The 14,762-nt window shown below is 69.7% G+C and carries 13 protein-coding genes and 1 pseudogene; 6 read left to right on the forward strand and 8 right to left on the reverse strand.

From position 1 onward, the window contains the following. Nucleotides 1–3: 3 nt before the first annotated feature. The 4 genes from E1P53_RS16080 to E1P53_RS16095 form a co-directional block, all read right to left on the reverse strand. A complete protein-coding gene (locus E1P53_RS16080) occupies nucleotides 4–1,170 on the reverse strand; it encodes an acyl-CoA dehydrogenase family protein (protein ID WP_006898989.1) in 1,167 nt (388 codons plus the stop codon). Between the two features lies 1 nt (nucleotide 1,171). Then, on the reverse strand, nucleotides 1,172–2,098 hold the full coding sequence (locus E1P53_RS16085; RefSeq protein WP_109238179.1) for an enoyl-CoA hydratase: 927 nt from the start codon (nucleotides 2,096–2,098) through the stop codon (nucleotides 1,172–1,174). Between the two features lie 38 nt (nucleotides 2,099–2,136). After that, complete coding sequence (locus E1P53_RS16090) at nucleotides 2,137–2,613, reverse strand: hypothetical protein (protein ID WP_131734903.1); 477 nt, start codon at nucleotides 2,611–2,613, stop codon at nucleotides 2,137–2,139. A gap of 122 nt (nucleotides 2,614–2,735) precedes the next feature. Continuing rightward, the gene (locus E1P53_RS16095) at nucleotides 2,736–3,659 is read right to left on the reverse strand and encodes an IclR family transcriptional regulator (RefSeq protein ID WP_131734904.1); all 924 of its coding nucleotides are present in this window, start codon (nucleotides 3,657–3,659) and stop codon (nucleotides 2,736–2,738) included. 30 nt (nucleotides 3,660–3,689) lie between these two features. Between E1P53_RS16095 and cysD the strand changes: the two genes are divergently transcribed. From cysD to E1P53_RS16110, 3 genes are read left to right on the forward strand one after another with little or no spacing between them, the layout of a single operon-like run. Next, nucleotides 3,690–4,676 carry a sulfate adenylyltransferase subunit CysD gene (gene cysD / locus E1P53_RS16100; RefSeq protein ID WP_371831004.1) on the forward strand — a complete coding sequence of 329 codons (987 nt, stop codon included), beginning with the start codon at nucleotides 3,690–3,692 and terminating at the stop codon, nucleotides 4,674–4,676. Then, nucleotides 4,676–6,532, forward strand: coding sequence for an adenylyl-sulfate kinase (cysC, locus tag E1P53_RS16105; RefSeq protein WP_131734905.1), 1,857 nt, complete (start codon nucleotides 4,676–4,678; stop codon nucleotides 6,530–6,532). Before cysD ends, cysC begins: the two co-directional genes overlap by 1 nt. 51 nt (nucleotides 6,533–6,583) lie before the next feature. After that, nucleotides 6,584–7,363 carry a 3'(2'),5'-bisphosphate nucleotidase CysQ gene (locus E1P53_RS16110; RefSeq protein WP_131734906.1) on the forward strand — a complete coding sequence of 260 codons (780 nt, stop codon included), beginning with the start codon at nucleotides 6,584–6,586 and terminating at the stop codon, nucleotides 7,361–7,363. 205 nt (nucleotides 7,364–7,568) lie between these two features. Here E1P53_RS16110 and E1P53_RS16115 read toward each other — a convergent pair whose 3' ends face one another. The 3 genes from E1P53_RS16115 to eccA are packed head-to-tail and all read right to left on the reverse strand — an operon-like array spanning nucleotide 7,569 to nucleotide 10,454. Then, nucleotides 7,569–8,108, reverse strand: a complete 540-nt coding sequence (locus E1P53_RS16115) for a hypothetical protein (protein WP_006898997.1) — start codon at nucleotides 8,106–8,108, stop codon at nucleotides 7,569–7,571. Between the two features lie 13 nt (nucleotides 8,109–8,121). Further along, nucleotides 8,122–8,619 carry a hypothetical protein gene (locus E1P53_RS16120; RefSeq protein WP_006898998.1) on the reverse strand — a complete coding sequence of 166 codons (498 nt, stop codon included), beginning with the start codon at nucleotides 8,617–8,619 and terminating at the stop codon, nucleotides 8,122–8,124. A 50-nt stretch (nucleotides 8,620–8,669) separates the two neighbouring features. Then, nucleotides 8,670–10,454: a type VII secretion AAA-ATPase EccA gene (eccA, locus tag E1P53_RS16125; RefSeq protein WP_006898999.1), complete on the reverse strand. Its 1,785-nt coding sequence runs from the start codon at nucleotides 10,452–10,454 to the stop codon at nucleotides 8,670–8,672. Between the two features lie 208 nt (nucleotides 10,455–10,662). Between eccA and purL the strand changes: the two genes are divergently transcribed. The 3 genes and pseudogenes from purL to E1P53_RS16140 all read left to right on the forward strand — a co-directional run bounded on the left by purL (nucleotide 10,663) and on the right by E1P53_RS16140 (nucleotide 13,773). Next, nucleotides 10,663–12,960 (forward strand): phosphoribosylformylglycinamidine synthase subunit PurL, encoded by a 2,298-nt coding sequence (purL, locus tag E1P53_RS16130; RefSeq protein ID WP_181954858.1) that lies wholly within the window; start codon nucleotides 10,663–10,665, stop codon nucleotides 12,958–12,960. A gap of 17 nt (nucleotides 12,961–12,977) precedes the next feature. After that, nucleotides 12,978–13,241 (forward strand): annotated as a pseudogene (locus E1P53_RS16135) (CD225/dispanin family protein); the annotation flags it as partial. 175 nt (nucleotides 13,242–13,416) lie between these two features. Next, nucleotides 13,417–13,773, forward strand: coding sequence for a DUF2752 domain-containing protein (locus E1P53_RS16140; RefSeq protein WP_131735361.1), 357 nt, complete (start codon nucleotides 13,417–13,419; stop codon nucleotides 13,771–13,773). A 54-nt stretch (nucleotides 13,774–13,827) separates the two neighbouring features. Here the strand turns inward: E1P53_RS16140 and E1P53_RS16145 are convergent, their stop codons facing one another. Continuing rightward, nucleotides 13,828–14,730 carry a glycerophosphodiester phosphodiesterase gene (locus E1P53_RS16145; protein ID WP_131734907.1) on the reverse strand — a complete coding sequence of 301 codons (903 nt, stop codon included), beginning with the start codon at nucleotides 14,728–14,730 and terminating at the stop codon, nucleotides 13,828–13,830. Nucleotides 14,731–14,762 lie beyond the last annotated feature (32 nt).

The raw sequence follows: 14,762 nt of genomic DNA on the forward strand, positions 1-14,762 counted from the left end.
AGGTCAGCGGTCTCCGCGGGGAAGGCCGAGCAGGCGCTCGGCGATGACATTGCGTTGGATCTCGTTGGTGCCCGCATAGATCGGGCCCGAGAGGGAGAACAGGTAGCCGTCCATCCACGAATCGTCGAGCTCGGCGTCGGGTCCTTGCAGGTCGAGCGCGGTCTCGTGGGCCGCGATGTCCCACTGGGACCAGAACACCTTGTTGATCGACGACTCCATGCCCAGCTGTCCGCCGGAGGCCAGGCGGCTCACGGTCTGCCAGGTCGACAGCTCGTAGGCGCGTGAACCGATCCACGCATCGGCCACGCGTGCGTCGACGTTGGCGGTCGGCGGCACCTCGTCGCGACGCGCGCGCCACAGTTCGACCAGCCGGTCGGTGGTGGCCAGGAAGCGGCCGGGGGCACGCAGCGAGAGGCCGCGTTCGTTGGCGGCGGTGCTCATCGCCACCCGCCAGCCGTCGTTGACCTTGCCGATCACCCCGGACTCACCGGGATTGTCCGGGTCGTCGGGCACGAAGACGTTCTCCAGGAACAGCTCCGCGAAGCCGGGTTCGCCGTCGAGCTGGGCGATCGGTCGGACCGTGACGCCCTCGGCGCGCAGGTCGAACATGAAGTAGGTCAGCCCCTTGTGGCGCTGGGCCTCCTTGTCGGTGCGGAACAGGCCGAAGGCGCGGTCGGCGAAACTCGACCGGGAGCTCCAGGTCTTCTGACCGTTGAGCAGCCAGCCGCCGTCGGTGCGCGTGGCGGTCGAGCGCAGCGAGGCCAGGTCGCTGCCGGCCTCCGGCTCACTCCACGCCTGTCCCCAGATGTCGTCGGCGCGCGCCATTCTCGGCATGATGCGCTCGAGTTGTGCCGGATGGGCGTGTTCGAACAGCGTGGGCGCGAGCAGGAAGATGCCGTTCTGGCTGACCCGGCCCGGCGCGCCGGACCGGTAGTACTCCTCCTCGAAGATGACCCAGTGGAGCAGGGGCGCGTCGCGCCCGCCGAACTCCTCCGGCCAGCTGACGACGGACATGCGGTCTGCGGCCATCTCGCGTTCCCACTCGCGGTGGGCCTCGAAGCCCTCCGCGGTGTCCATGGACGGGAGCGGTTCGCGCGGCACGTGTTCGGCGAGCCAGGCGCGGACCTCGGCGCGGAACTCCTCTGCTGCGGAGTCGAAGAGAAGGTCCATGTCAGCCACCTGCCCGGGGGCTCGACGAGGCGGACGAACCGGCGGCCTTCATCGACTTGGCGTCCATGCCGCCGAGCGAGTCGCCGCCGGCCTCGGCGTTGGCCGAGTGCGCGAAGTGGTGCCACCCGAACACCGAGTCCATGGCATTGCGCATGCCCATCTGGTCCTCGCAGATGTTCACGGCCTTCTTGCTGAGGAACAGGCCCTGCATCGGCATCGCCACGGCCTTCTCGGCGATCTCGTTCACCTTCGTCTCCAGCTGGTCGCGCGGGACGACGTGGTTGACCATGCCCCAGTCGGCGGCCTGGGTGGCGGTGAAACGCTCGCCGGTGAACAGGATCTCCTTGGCTCGGCGCGGGCCGAGCACGTAGGCGTGCGCGAAGTACTCGACACCGGGGATGCCCATGCGGGCGACCGGGTCGGAGAAGAAAGCGTCGTCGGAGGCGACGATGAAGTCGCAGATCCAGGCGAGCATCAGGCCGCCGGCGATGCAGGCGCCGTGGACCTGGGCGATCAGCGGCTTGGGGATGTCGCGCCAGCGGCGGCACATCCCCATGTAGACCTCCATCTCGCGGGCGAGACGCTGGTCGGCGCCGGTCTTGTCGGTGTGGTCCCAGTGCAGGACGGCGACGTTGTCGTAGTAGGTGTCGAAGTCGCGTTCGGGGGTGCCGATGTCGTGGCCGGCCGAGAAGTGCTTGCCGTTGGCGCGCAGCACGATCACCTTGACCGACGGATCGTCGACGGCCTTGCGGAAGGCGGCGTCGAGCGAATAGGTCATCACCGAGTTCTGGGCGTTGCGGTACTCGGGTCGGTTCAGCGTCACGTACGCGACCGCGGAGTCGGGTCCGCCGACCTCATAGGCGACCGGCGTGGTGTCCGGGCCGAGGTCGTCGGGCCCGAGTGCGGGCGGGATCACGGCATCACTCATGCCACGAGCCTAACCTAGCAAGTGCTTGGTTGGTAGCCTCAGGGGATGTGGATGGTCCCGGTGCAGCTCGTGGACGGGATCGCCCACAGCGCGTTGCGGTTGACCGCGCTGAAGGTGACGTTCACCGTGCCCCGGCCGATCTGGTTCAGCGGGATCACGAAGTAGTGGACGCCCTGATAGGGCGGGTTCACCCGGGTGCTGCTGACCTTGCTGCCGCGCTTCTTGGTGGCGGTGTTGTGCCAGTCGAGCCGGGCCGTCGACTGGTAGCCGCCGGGAAAGAGGCTCGGGAAGTCGGTGGCGATGTAGGCGTTGCCGCCATAGGTGCTGACGATGGCGCGTCGGGCCAGGAACGGGATGTCGGCGACGTTGGGGGACAGCCCGACGCACGTCGACAAGGGGTATTCCCGGGAGGGGGCGGCGCCGGCGTGCCCGGCTCCCGCGAGACCGAGGCCTGCGGCGGCGGCGACCGAGAGCGCGACCGCGGCGAGCCTGGCGAACGTCGTGTTTCGGGTCATGCAGAGCTCCTCACATCGGATCGGGCACTCTCCGGCATTGTCGTGCTTGTGCTGCCGCGATGTGGCGGGTTGGGCGGATCCGACACGGGCACCCGGACGATCGGCCGACGCGCAGGAGGGGTTCAGGGCAGATGCGTCGAGATCGCGGCGGCGCTGGCCCGGGTGGCCTCGGCGAGGGTGCGCAGCTCGGGCAGGGGTAGTGTCGTGTTCGGGCAGGCGACCATGGCCGCGACCACCCGCCGGTTCTCGCCGAAGACCGGCGCACCGATCGTGACAACCGGGATTCCATCTGCCGCAGCCGATTCGAGCTCCTCGGGAAGGTAGTCGACGACGGAGAGCTCGGTGAGCAGGTCGCCCACGCGGTTCCGCAGGGTCTCGGGCATGGTGTCGAGCGATCCGAGGGCCTCGATGACGGCCACGTGGTCGTCGGTCATGCGCTCGATCGAGTAGCCGCGCTCGGCGACCACGTCGAGCACGACGCGGAGCCGGGTGCGGGAGGACTCCGAGGCCCGGGCGACCCAGGCCTCACGGTCGGCGGGGGGATCGAACGCGACGAACTCGCGGCAGATCGGCGGACGGATCCGGATGCGGCTCCCGTCCCGGAGCCACGGGTGGGGTTCGGACCCGGGGGTGAGGTGCGGCGGGAAGGCGTGCGCGGCGAGGGTCAGGACATCCGACGAGGAGCGTCGTGCCACGAAGAACGGGATGCCGAAGCGATCGCAGAGCGCCCGGGTCTCGGTTGCGGCCCATCGCTGCAGGTGGTCGGCGCCACCCGCCTTGCGGGCCAGTGCGAGGAAGTCCGGCCCGATGCCGTAGCGCCCGCTCCCCGGATCGCGGCTGAGCCATCCGCGTGCGGTCAGTTCCGAGACGATCGCGTGCGCCGTGGCGCGCGAGAGCGAGGTGTGGCGGACGATCTCGGCAAGGGTGAGCGATTGCCGGTCCGACTCGGCCAGGAGTTCGACGATGTGGACCACGCGGGCGGTCGGGGGCGACGCGGGGCGCGCCGGTTGACGCGTCTGCGAGGGGTCACCTACCGTCGGTGTCACATTGTCAACACTTAGTGTCGAATATTCGACATGTCAAGGGGGTTGCGCGCGGTGACCAGCACGACCGACACCGGGAACCAGGGCGGAAGTCCTGCGCGCCCGCCGACACATCACGGCTACGAGCTGTCGCACCTCGCGGAGCTCGAGGCCGAGTCGGTGCACATCTTCCGCGAGGTCGCGGCGACATTCGAACGTCCGGTCCTGCTCTTCTCCGGGGGCAAGGACTCGGTGGTGATGTTCCACATCGCGCGCAAGGCGTTCTGGCCGGCGCCGATCCCGTTCCCGCTGATGCACGTCGACACCGGCCACAACTTCGACGAGGTCATCGACTATCGCGACCGGATCGTCGAGAAGACGGGCGTCCGGCTGATCGTGAGCTCGGTCCAGGACGACATCGACGCCGGGCGGGTCGTCGAGCCCACCGGTCCCGGGGCGAGCCGCAACCGCCTGCAGACCACCGCGCTTCTGCGCGGGATCGCCGAGAACCGGTTCGACGCGGTGTTCGGCGGCGCCCGCCGAGACGAGGAGAAGGCGCGCGCCAAGGAGCGCGTGTTCAGCTTCCGCGACGAATTCGGCGCGTGGAACCCGCGTGACCAGCGTCCCGAGCTGTGGCGGCTCTACAACGGGCGCCACCACAAGGGCGAGCACATCCGCGTCTTCCCGCTGTCGAACTGGACCGAACTCGACATCTGGCAGTACATCGCGCAGGAGGACATCGAGCTGCCCTCGATCTACTACGCGCATGAACGCGAGGTCATCCCACGCGACGGCATGCTGCTGGCGAAAACGCGTTTCCTGCAGCCGCTTCCGGGGGAGGAGGTGCGCGTGGAGACCGTGCGGTTCCGCACCGTCGGCGACGCGACCTGCACCGGGTGCGTGGTGTCGGACGCCGATGACGTGGCGAAGGTGATCGCCGAGATCGAGGTCACCCGGCTGACCGAGCGCGGCGCGACGCGCGCCGACGACCGGATCTCGGAGTCCGGCATGGAGGATCGCAAGAAGGAGGGGTACTTCTGATGGGCGGAGATCACCGGGGTGCCACCGAACTGTTGCGGCTCGCCACGGCGGGATCGGTCGACGACGGCAAGTCGACGCTGATCGGGCGGCTGCTCTACGACTCGAAGGCAATCTTCGCCGATCAACTCGAGGCGATCGAACGCACCAGCGCGGCCCGCGGCGACGAGTACGCTGACCTCGCCCTGTTGACCGACGGCCTGCGCGCCGAGCGCGAGCAGGGCATCACCATCGACGTCGCGTACCGCTACTTCGCCACGCCCAAGCGGAAGTTCATCATCGCCGACACCCCGGGCCACACCCAGTACACCCGCAACATGGTGACCGGGGCGTCGACCGCGGATCTCGCGATCATCCTCATCGACGCCCGCAAGGGGGTCCTCGAACAGACCCGTCGGCACGCCTTCCTGTCGTCGTTGCTCGGCATCCCGCACCTGACGGTGTGCGTCAACAAGATGGACCTGGTGGACTGGTCGCAGGAGCGCTTCGACGAGATCTGTGCCGAATTCGTCGAATTCGCGGCGAAACTCAACGTCGCCGACGTGACGTTCATCCCGATCTCGGCCCTGCGCGGCGACAACGTCGTCGAATCCTCCTCTGCCATGCCGTGGTACGAGGGCCGACCGCTGCTCAGCCATCTGGAGAACGTCTACATCGCCTCCGACCGCAACCTGATCGACGCGCGTCTGCCCGTGCAGTACGTGATCCGCCCGCAGCGCAGCGACGGCCTCGACCATCGCGCGTACGCGGGCACCGTCGCCGGCGGCGTGTTCACCAAGGGTGATGAGATCGTGGTCCTGCCAAGCGGATTCAGCACCACGATCACGGCGATCTGGGGCCCCGGGGGCCAAACGGTCGATGAGGCGTTCGCCTCGATGGCCGTCTCGGTCGAGCTCGCCGACGAGATCGACATCGTGCGCGGAGACATGCTCGCCCGGCCCAACAACCGTCCCTACGTCGGCCGCGACATCGACGCGATGGTGTGCTGGTTCGCCGAGGACGCCGAACTGCGTCCGCACAACCGCTATCAGATGCTGTGCGGCACCCGGTTGACGCGTGCGCAGATCAGCGGGCTGAACTACCGACTCGACGTCAACACCCTGCATCGCGACGAGCAGGCGGACGGATTGTCCCTCAACGAGATCGGTCGGATCACCCTGCACACGCAGGAGCCGGTGATGTTCGACTCCTACCGGCGCAACCGGGACACCGGCAGCTTCATCCTCATCGACGAGGCGACCAACCGGACGGTCGCGGCCGGCATGATCACGGCCCCGGTGAGTCACGACAGCCACGTCGTCTGGCAGGCCTCCAAGGTCTCGCGGGAACACCGCCCGCACCGCGGCGCCACAATCTGGCTGACCGGCCTGTCCGGGTCGGGCAAGTCGTCGCTGGCCGTGGAACTGGAGCGGCGATTCGTCGCCGAGGGGCGGCCGGCCTACCTGATGGACGGCGACAACCTGCGGCACGGCCTCAACTCCGACCTCGGCTTCTCCGACGACGACCGGCGCGAGAACATCCGTCGCACCAGCGAGGTCGCCGCGCTGTTCGCCGACTCGGGCGCGGTCGCGATCGTCTCGCTGATCAGCCCGTTCGCCGAGGAACGGCGACGCGCCCGCGAGATCCACGCCGAGCGCGGCCTGCCGTTCTACGAGATCTTCATCGACACCCCGCTCGAGGAATGCGAACGCCGCGACCCCAAGGGCCTGTACCGCCGGGCGCGGCGCGGGGAGATCGGCCAGTTCACCGGCATCGACTCGCCCTACGAGCGGCCGGAGGACCCCGAGCTGGTCATAACCCCCGCCGACGGCGCGCCGGCAGAGGTCGCTGACATGGTGATCCGTAACCTGGGGCTGTAGGAGCACGGACCCGGCCGACCCCGGCACCTGCCGGGCCAGAGAGGATCAGGCGTGACCGACGATCGAGCACTGGCGGGCGAACTCGCCACCGCGGCAGGCGAACTCCTGCTGGACATCCGCAAGACCAGCGGTCTGGTCGGCAAGGAACTGGGCAAGGCCGGCGACCTCCGGTCCAACGAGTTCCTGCTGCGGCGACTGGCAGAGGAGCGTCCCGGCGACGCCGTGCTGTCGGAGGAGTCGGCCGACGACAAGACACGGCTGTCCGCCGAACGCGTCTGGATCGTCGATCCGGTCGACGGCACCCGCGAGTACGGGACCTACGAGAACGGCGGGGGCCGAGCCGACTGGGCCGTGCACGTCGCGCTCTGGTCCGCGTCGGGCGGGCTCGTCGCCGGTGCCGTCGCGCTGCCCGCGCTCGGGGTGACCTACGTCGACGACGACACCGCCGTCGAGCCCACCGAGGGGCTCGCATCGCGGCCGCGGACCGGCCTTCCGCGCGTGGTGGTCAGCGGCTCGCGGCCGCCGGCGTTCGCCGACGAGGTCGCCGCCGCCATCGGCGGGGAGGTGCTGCCGATGGGTTCGGCGGGCGCCAAGGCCATGGCGGTGGTCCGCGGCGAGGCCGACGCCTATGTGCATGCCGGCGGCCAGTACGAATGGGACTCGGCCGCGCCGGTCGCCGTCGCGCGGGCCAAGGGGCTGTGGTGCGGGCGCATCGACGGCTCCGAACTGGTCTACAACAACGACGACACCTACCTGCCCGACCTGGTCATCTGCCGTCCGGAGCTGACCGAGGCGATCCTCACGGTCACCAGCGGGGGCGCCGGCGGCTGACCCGCCCGTCCACCGGTTCGGCGAGCCCTGGGGGGGGTCGGTCACCCGGCCGGGCTGTCACCGGGGCGCGGTGCGGAGCAGGTCGTAGAGCGTCGTGGTGCTGCTCGACGACGGTCGCGAGCACCGGTATCCGCCGTCCGGATCGCCCACGAGGACGAGGACCGTCCACGTGGACGGTTCACAGGAAGACGGCCGGCAGGACGACTCAGTGCGTCATCACGACCTTGATCACGACGATCGCGGTGGCGACCAGCGTCACGACTGCCGAGGCGATCACCGTTGCGCGGCTGGACCTCTCGTTGTTGAGGCGGTCGATGACGAAGACCGTTCCGCCGATGCGCAGCAGGATCACGATCTCCGCGGCCAGTTGCGCGGTGCGCGGCTCGATCCAGCCGAGCCAGGCCATGGCCAGGATGAGGCACGGGACCGACGCCGAGGACAGGATCGGCACCGAATCCCGCAGGTGGTGCAGGATCTCCGACTTCGTCGGGTGGATCGCGCCCTGGTGCACCCGGCGGCCGACCGCCTCGGCGAAGACGTGGGCGACGAAGGTCGAGGCCGCGGTGCCGAGCACGATGAGGATGCCGACGAAGTCATCGGTGAGGTGCAGCGGGATGAGCGCGGCCAGGATCAGGATGTTGCCGTAGATGTAGGCGCTGATCCGGGGCGCGGCGTGTTCGCGGTCCAGGGGGCGGCTCCGCGAGAACAGTGGGCCGTGCAGCACCGTCCACGGGCGATTCATCATGCTGGAGAACGTATCAGCGTCCGGCCACCAGTTCATCGACGACGTCGGAGACCTTGTCGTCGGGTCGGCTCAGGCAGGTCACGGCCACCACCATCGCGACCTGCTCGGCGTTGTCCTTCACCCCGAGCGAGGTGACCGCCGCGGCACGCGCGGCGTCGTCGAGTTCGCGGAAGGCGCGGCAACTCATCTTCGCGGCCTGGCCGGCCGCCGGTGCGCCGGCAGATGTCGTCGCCGACCGGGGCGCGGAGGTCTTCGTGGCGGGTCCGGCACCCGGAGCCGAGGGCTCCGGGGTCGCGGCGGACCGCTCCGCGCTCGTGGACGTGGCCCGAGACGTCGACGCTGCCGAGGACGCCGGGGCGGGCGAGGAGATCGACGATGCGGGAGCGGAGGTCGTCGGCTCGGGGGTGGTCTCGTCGGACGAGCATCCGGCGAGCGTCACCGACAGCGCGGCGGCGACGGAGCAGGTGAGCAGGCCGGGACGGACACGGGTGCGGGCCGAAGACGTGGGCATGCGCGGAACCTCTCTGTTCTGTGCTGACGGAAGCGGATCGGGACGCGGGTCTACCGTCGTAATCCTGACAGCACGCCGGAGATCGCCGAGCGGATGTCGTCGACCTCGATGCGCATGAGGTCGTCGGCCGTCAGCGATTCGAGATCGCCGGTCGTGCTCAGCCGGTACTCGCGCTCCTCCTCCGCCGATTCGATGATGTTGCGGATGAAGCGGCCGTTGCCGGCGAGGTCGGTGGCGCGCCGGGCGCCCGGGCCCTCGCCGCGAACGTCGTGGTAGAGCGGGGCGCAGGCCTGTTCGAGTTCGGCCACCGCCTCCGGGGTGAGCACGGAATCGCGCCTGCGCGCGATGAACTCGCCGATCTGCGCCAACTCCCGGGGTGTATAGGACTCGAACCGCACCCGGCGGGCGAACCGCGACGCCAGGCCGTCGTTGGAGGCCAGGAACCGGTCGATCTCGCCGTCGTACCCGGCGATGATCACCACCAGGCGGTCGCGGTCGTCCTCCATGCGCGCCAGCAGCGTGTCGACGGCCTCTCGGCCGAACGCGTCGCCGCCGGAGAGTCCCTGCTGGATCAGGGTGTAGGCCTCGTCGATGAACAGCACGCCGTCCATCGCGGAGTCGATGAGCGCGGAGGTCTTGATCGCCGTGCTGCCCAGGTGTTCGCCGACCATGTCGCGGCGCGAGGCCTCGACGACCTTGTCGGTCTTGATGAACCCCAGGCCGCAGTAGATCTTGGCGACGATCCGGGCCACCGTCGTCTTGCCGGTGCCGGGCGGCCCGGTGAACGCCAGATGGAGGCTGCGGGCCGTGGTGGACAGGCCCCGATCCGCGCGCACCCGCGCCAGCATCGCCGCGGACTGCAGCTTGGCGACCTGCTGCTTCACCGACTCGAGCCCGATCTGTTCGGCGAGCTCGCGCTGCGCCTCGCCCACCAGTTCGTCGGCGCCGTCGCCGGTGTCCTCGCCGGAGGACACGAGGGTCGTCCCGCGTTCGGGCACCGACCTCGGGTCCCACCTGTCGGTGCGGGCGGCGATCTCCTCGGCCGTCGTCGGGACGAGTTGCAGGCCCGGCGACTGCAGCGCCTGCACGGCCGCGGTCATCGCGGGGTTGCGGGCGTAGGCCTGCTCGAACATCGCCTTGGCCTTCTCCTCGTGCCCCTGCGCGCGCAGCGCCATGCCGTAGACGTACATGGCCTCGGTCGAGCAGGTCGGCAGCGGACCGTCGACGGCGTTCTGCAGTCGGCGTATCCCCTCTCCGAGCATCCCGAGATGGACGCAGGCGATGCCGGCCATCAGGTCGCCCACCGCCTGCATGACGGGGTCGCCCCACCGGTCCGAGCGGGTGAGGGCCGTCAGCACGTCGGGCCACCGCTGCGTGCGGAGATGCAGCAGGGCGCGGACGTAGTCGGTGATCGGCAGGCGATGTGCGGGCGGGATCTCGTCGAGCACCTCCTCGGCGCCGGCGAAGTCCGCGCCGCGGATCAGGCTCGCGGCGTAGGCGGCGGTCGCGTCCACGGCGGTCATCGCCGGGTATTCGATGTAGTAGCCGGTGTCCCACCGGCCGGCGAGCGTGCCCGGCGGCAGGCCCAGACGGCGCTGCTCGGCTCCGATCGACCCCCGGGCGCGGTACAGGCCGAGGATCACCTCGTCGGAGCGGTCGCCGCATGCCATCCGCCCGATCCAGGCGTCGCCCAGGGAGGAATCCCATTCGGTGGCCCGGGTGAAGGCCTTGGCCGCCTGGGCGGGATTGTTGATCGGTTCCTGGCCGTCGATGGGGATGTCGAGGCTCAGCACGCCCAGTTCGAAAAGCGCCCTCGCCTTGCGCACATCGGCCATCGCGTCCCCCCGTCGATCGTGTGAAGTCGGCACCGGTGCCTCGTCGCGGGCGGCACCCCGGCCCCAGCGCCCGCCCGGACGCACCCGTGCAGCTCGGGTGACAGACTATCGCCAGACCGCGGTGTCTCCCGGTGCAGATCTCCCCAGCCGAGACCGTCTGCCGCGCCCCGTCGGTCGCGACGCCCCGGCCACGCCTAGACTGGTCAAGGTGAGTGCCCAGGTGGATACCGTCTCAGCCGCTGCCCAGACCCCGGACCATCCGCAACCGTTCCGCGAACTCGGTCTCAAGGACGACGAGTACACGCGCATCCGCGAGATCCTCGGCCGTCGGCCCACCGACGCCGAACTCGCCATGTACTCGGTGATGTGGTCCGAGCACTGCAGTTACAAGTCCTCCAAGGTCCACCTGCGCTACTTCGGTGAGACCACCACCGAGGAGATGCGCGCCGGGATGCTGGCCGGCATCGGCGAGAACGCCGGCGTCGTCGACATCGGCGACGGCTGGGCGGTCACCTTCAAGGTCGAGTCGCACAACCACCCGAGCTACGTCGAGCCCTACCAGGGCGCGGCGACGGGCGTGGGCGGCATCGTCCGCGACATCATGGCGATGGGCGCGCGTCCGGTCGCGGTCATGGACCAGCTGCGCTTCGGCGCCGCCGACGCCCCCGACACCCGCCGCGTCGTCGACGGCGTGGTCCGCGGCATCGGCGGCTACGGCAACTCCCTGGGCCTGCCCAACATCGGCGGCGAGACCGTCTTCGACGCCAGCTACGCCGGCAACCCGCTCGTCAACGCGTTGTGTGCGGGCGTCCTGCGAGTCGAGGACCTGCACCTGGCCTTCGCCTCCGGCGCCGGCAACAAGATCATCCTGTTCGGCGCGCGCACCGGCCTCGACGGCATCGGCGGCGTGTCGGTGCTCGCCTCGGAGACCTTCGACGACGACGGCGACAATTCCGGGCCGAACCGCAAGAAGCTGCCGAGCGTGCAGGTCGGCGATCCGTTCACCGAGAAGGTGCTCATCGAGTGCTGCCTCGAGCTGTACAAGGCGGGCCTCGTCGTCGGCATCCAGGACCTCGGCGGCGCGGGTCTGTCCTGCGCCACCAGCGAGCTCGCCGCGGCCGGCGACGGCGGCATGCACATCGACCTGGAGAAGGTGCCGACCCGCGCCGAGGGAATGACTCCGGCCGAGGTGCTCTCCAGCGAGTCGCAGGAGCGCATGTGCGCGGTCGTCAAACCCGAGAACGTCGACGCCTTCCTCGAGGTCTGCCGTAAATGGGAGGTCCTGGCCACCGTCATCGGCGAGGTCACCGACGGCGACCGCCTGGTCATCGACTGGCACGGCGAGACCGTCGTCGACGTGCCGCCGCGCACCGTCGCCCACGACGGCCCGGTGTACGAGCGTCCGGTGGCGCGGCCCGAGTGGCAGGACACCGTCATCGCGTCGACGACCGAGCCGCTGCAGCGTCCGAGCACGCCCGAGAAACTGCGCGAGACGCTGCTGCAGATGCTCGCCAGCCCGGCCCTGTGCAGCCGCAAGTTCATCACCGAGCAGTACGACCGCTACGTCCGCGGCAACACCGTCCTCGCCGAGCATGCCGACTCCGGCATGATCCGCATCGACGAGCGGACCGGCCGCGGCATCGCCCTGGCGACCGACGCCTCGGGCCGCTACACGTTCCTCGACCCGTACCGGGGCGCGCAGCTCGCGCTGGCCGAGGCCTACCGGAACGTCGCGGTGTCGGGTGCCACCCCGCGCGCGGTCACCAACTGTCTCAACTTCGGCTCGCCCGAGGATCCGGCCGTCATGTGGCAGTTCCAGCAGGCGGTCCGCGGCCTCGCCGACGGCTGCGCACAGCTCGGCATCCCGGTCACCGGCGGCAACGTCAGCTTCTACAACCAGACCGGTTCGACCCCGATCCTGCCGACGCCGGTGGTCGGCGTGCTCGGCGTCATCGACGACGTGCACCGACGGATCCCCACCGGCTTCGGCACCGAGCCCGGTGAGACCCTGATCCTGCTCGGCGAGACCCGCGACGAGTTCGACGGCTCGATCTGGGCGCAGGTGGCCCATGACCATCTCGGCGGCGTCCCGCCGGAGGTCGACCTCGAGCGCGAGCGCCTGCTCGCGGAGATCCTGACCGCCGCCTCGCGCGACGGATTGGTCTCGGCCGCACACGATCTCAGCGAGGGCGGTCTCATCCAGGCCGTCGTCGAGTCGGCGCTCGCCGGTGAGACCGGGTGCCGGGTCCTGCTGCCGGAGGATGCCGACCCGTTCGTCTGGCTGTTCTCCGAGTCGGCCGGCCGCGTCCTGGTCGCGGTGCCGCGCACCGAGGAATCCCGCTTCGTCGCGATGCTCGACGCCCGCGGCATGCCGTGGACCCGGATCGGCGTGGTGGACCAGGGCAGCGATTCGGTCGAGGTGCAGGACTACTTCTCCGTGCCGCTGACCGAACTGCGCGAGGTCCACGAGTCGACGCTCCCGCGCCTGTTCGGCGACGTCGTCTAGGACACAGGATTCTCAACAACAACAACCTCGTCTGGGCGATCCTGTCCACGGTGCTGTGCTGCCTGCCGACGGGCATCGTCGCGATCGTGAAGTCGACCTCGGTCAGCAAGCTCTGGGCGATGGGCGATTTCGCGGGCGCCCAGAAGGCGGCCGACGATGCCAAGAAGTGGGCACTGTGGGGTGCGATCGCCTCGGTCGTCTGCTGGGTTCTGTTCGTCATCGTCTATGTCCTCTTCTTCGTCATCCTGTTCGGCGCCGCGGCGTCGTCCTCGGCGTACTGAGGTTGGCGGGCGAACCGAGGCCGAGGTCGGGACGGTGAGAGCCGGAGCAGACGACGCGGGTGCGGTGAGCACCGGTGTCGGGCCCCCGGGGCGGATCGCCTCTGTCGGCCGTCGACTGTCGACGCTCCCGGCACATCCGGTACTCGGCCCGGCGGCCGTCCTTTCCGGTGTCGGGATGTGTTGCGCCGCAATCTGGTTCGGCGACCCGACCACGCCGGGCGGGGTGTTGCCGGTGTGCCCCACCAAGTTCTTCCTCGGGATCACCTGCCCGGGGTGCGGTATGCAGCGGGCGATCTACTCGCTCCTGCACGGTGATCTGGCGGCTGCGTTGCACTACAACGCGGTCGGCGTCATCGCACTCGCCCTGTTGCTCGTGAGTTTCGGGACCTATTGCCTGCGCCTGTGGACCGGTCGGCGGATCTGCGGCTGGCACAACCTGCGGTGGTCGGCGGTCGCCGTGCTCCTCGTGGTGATCGCGTGGTTCGTCGTCCGGAACATCCCGGTGCAGCCGTTCTGGTCCCTACACGTCTGAGACGACACCGGTCTGTCTCTTCTCAGACCCGGGTCGTCTCAGGTCGGGATCGTCTCAGGCACGGGTCGTCGTCGGTCCGGGTCCGAGGCCGGTCGTGCGCCGCACCCAGCGGACGAGCCGTGATCCCGAATCGGTTCTCCCCGTCAGGATATCGGCGTCGAGCCGTTCGAAGTCGAGTGCGGCGAGGGACTCCGGGTCGTCGGTCGTGATCTGGTCGACGCGGAGTTCGAGAAGCCGCCGGACCTCCCGGACGGTGTCGGGCACCACCCTGGTCACCGTGTAGCCGTCGACGCGCCGGTCGCGGGCATGGAATGCGCCGACCAGATCGACCCCGTTGCGGTCGGCCGCCAGGATCAGGCGGTTCTCCAGATAGATCATCTCCGCATCGGGCGACGCGGACACCGCCCGGTCGACGAATCCCGCGTAGTCGCCGGAGCGGATGGCCGCATCGGCCGCACCGCGATGGCATGGGTCGTAACCGACGCGGATTCCCGGTGTCGCGGACGTCAGTCGCTCCACCGCCGCCGCGTCTCCGCACGACAGGATGTAATGCGAGGCGAAGGGGGCGACGCCGGCGGCGAAGATCTCGACGGCGCGGTCGTCGAGCGCCGCGGCGTCCTCCTTGAAATCCAGTTGGAGCAGGGCGTCGGGTGCGATCTCGATGCCGGTGAGGAGATCGGTGAGGTCCTCGAGGAGCAGCACGCGCTCGCCGGTCGGCCGTCCCCGGTTGTCGAGCAGCGTCTGCCCGCGGAGGTAGGAGGCGGGTAGGGCTGCGATGGCGCCGCTGCCGGTGGTGGCCCGGTCGATGCGGCGGTCGTGCAGCACCGCGAACCCGCGGTCGGCGTGGATGACCAGGTCGACCTCGACGGACGCGCCGAGTCGCATGCCCTCGACGATGCGAGACGCGGTGAACGGCGGATCGTCGGCACGTCGGCGGCCACGGTGCCACTTGAGCATCGTCCGGTGTCCGCGGAAGTCGATGGAAAGCG

It is taken from the genome of Gordonia paraffinivorans (genome assembly GCF_900683595.1).
GTDB classification, from domain to species: domain Bacteria; phylum Actinomycetota; class Actinomycetes; order Mycobacteriales; family Mycobacteriaceae; genus Gordonia; species Gordonia paraffinivorans.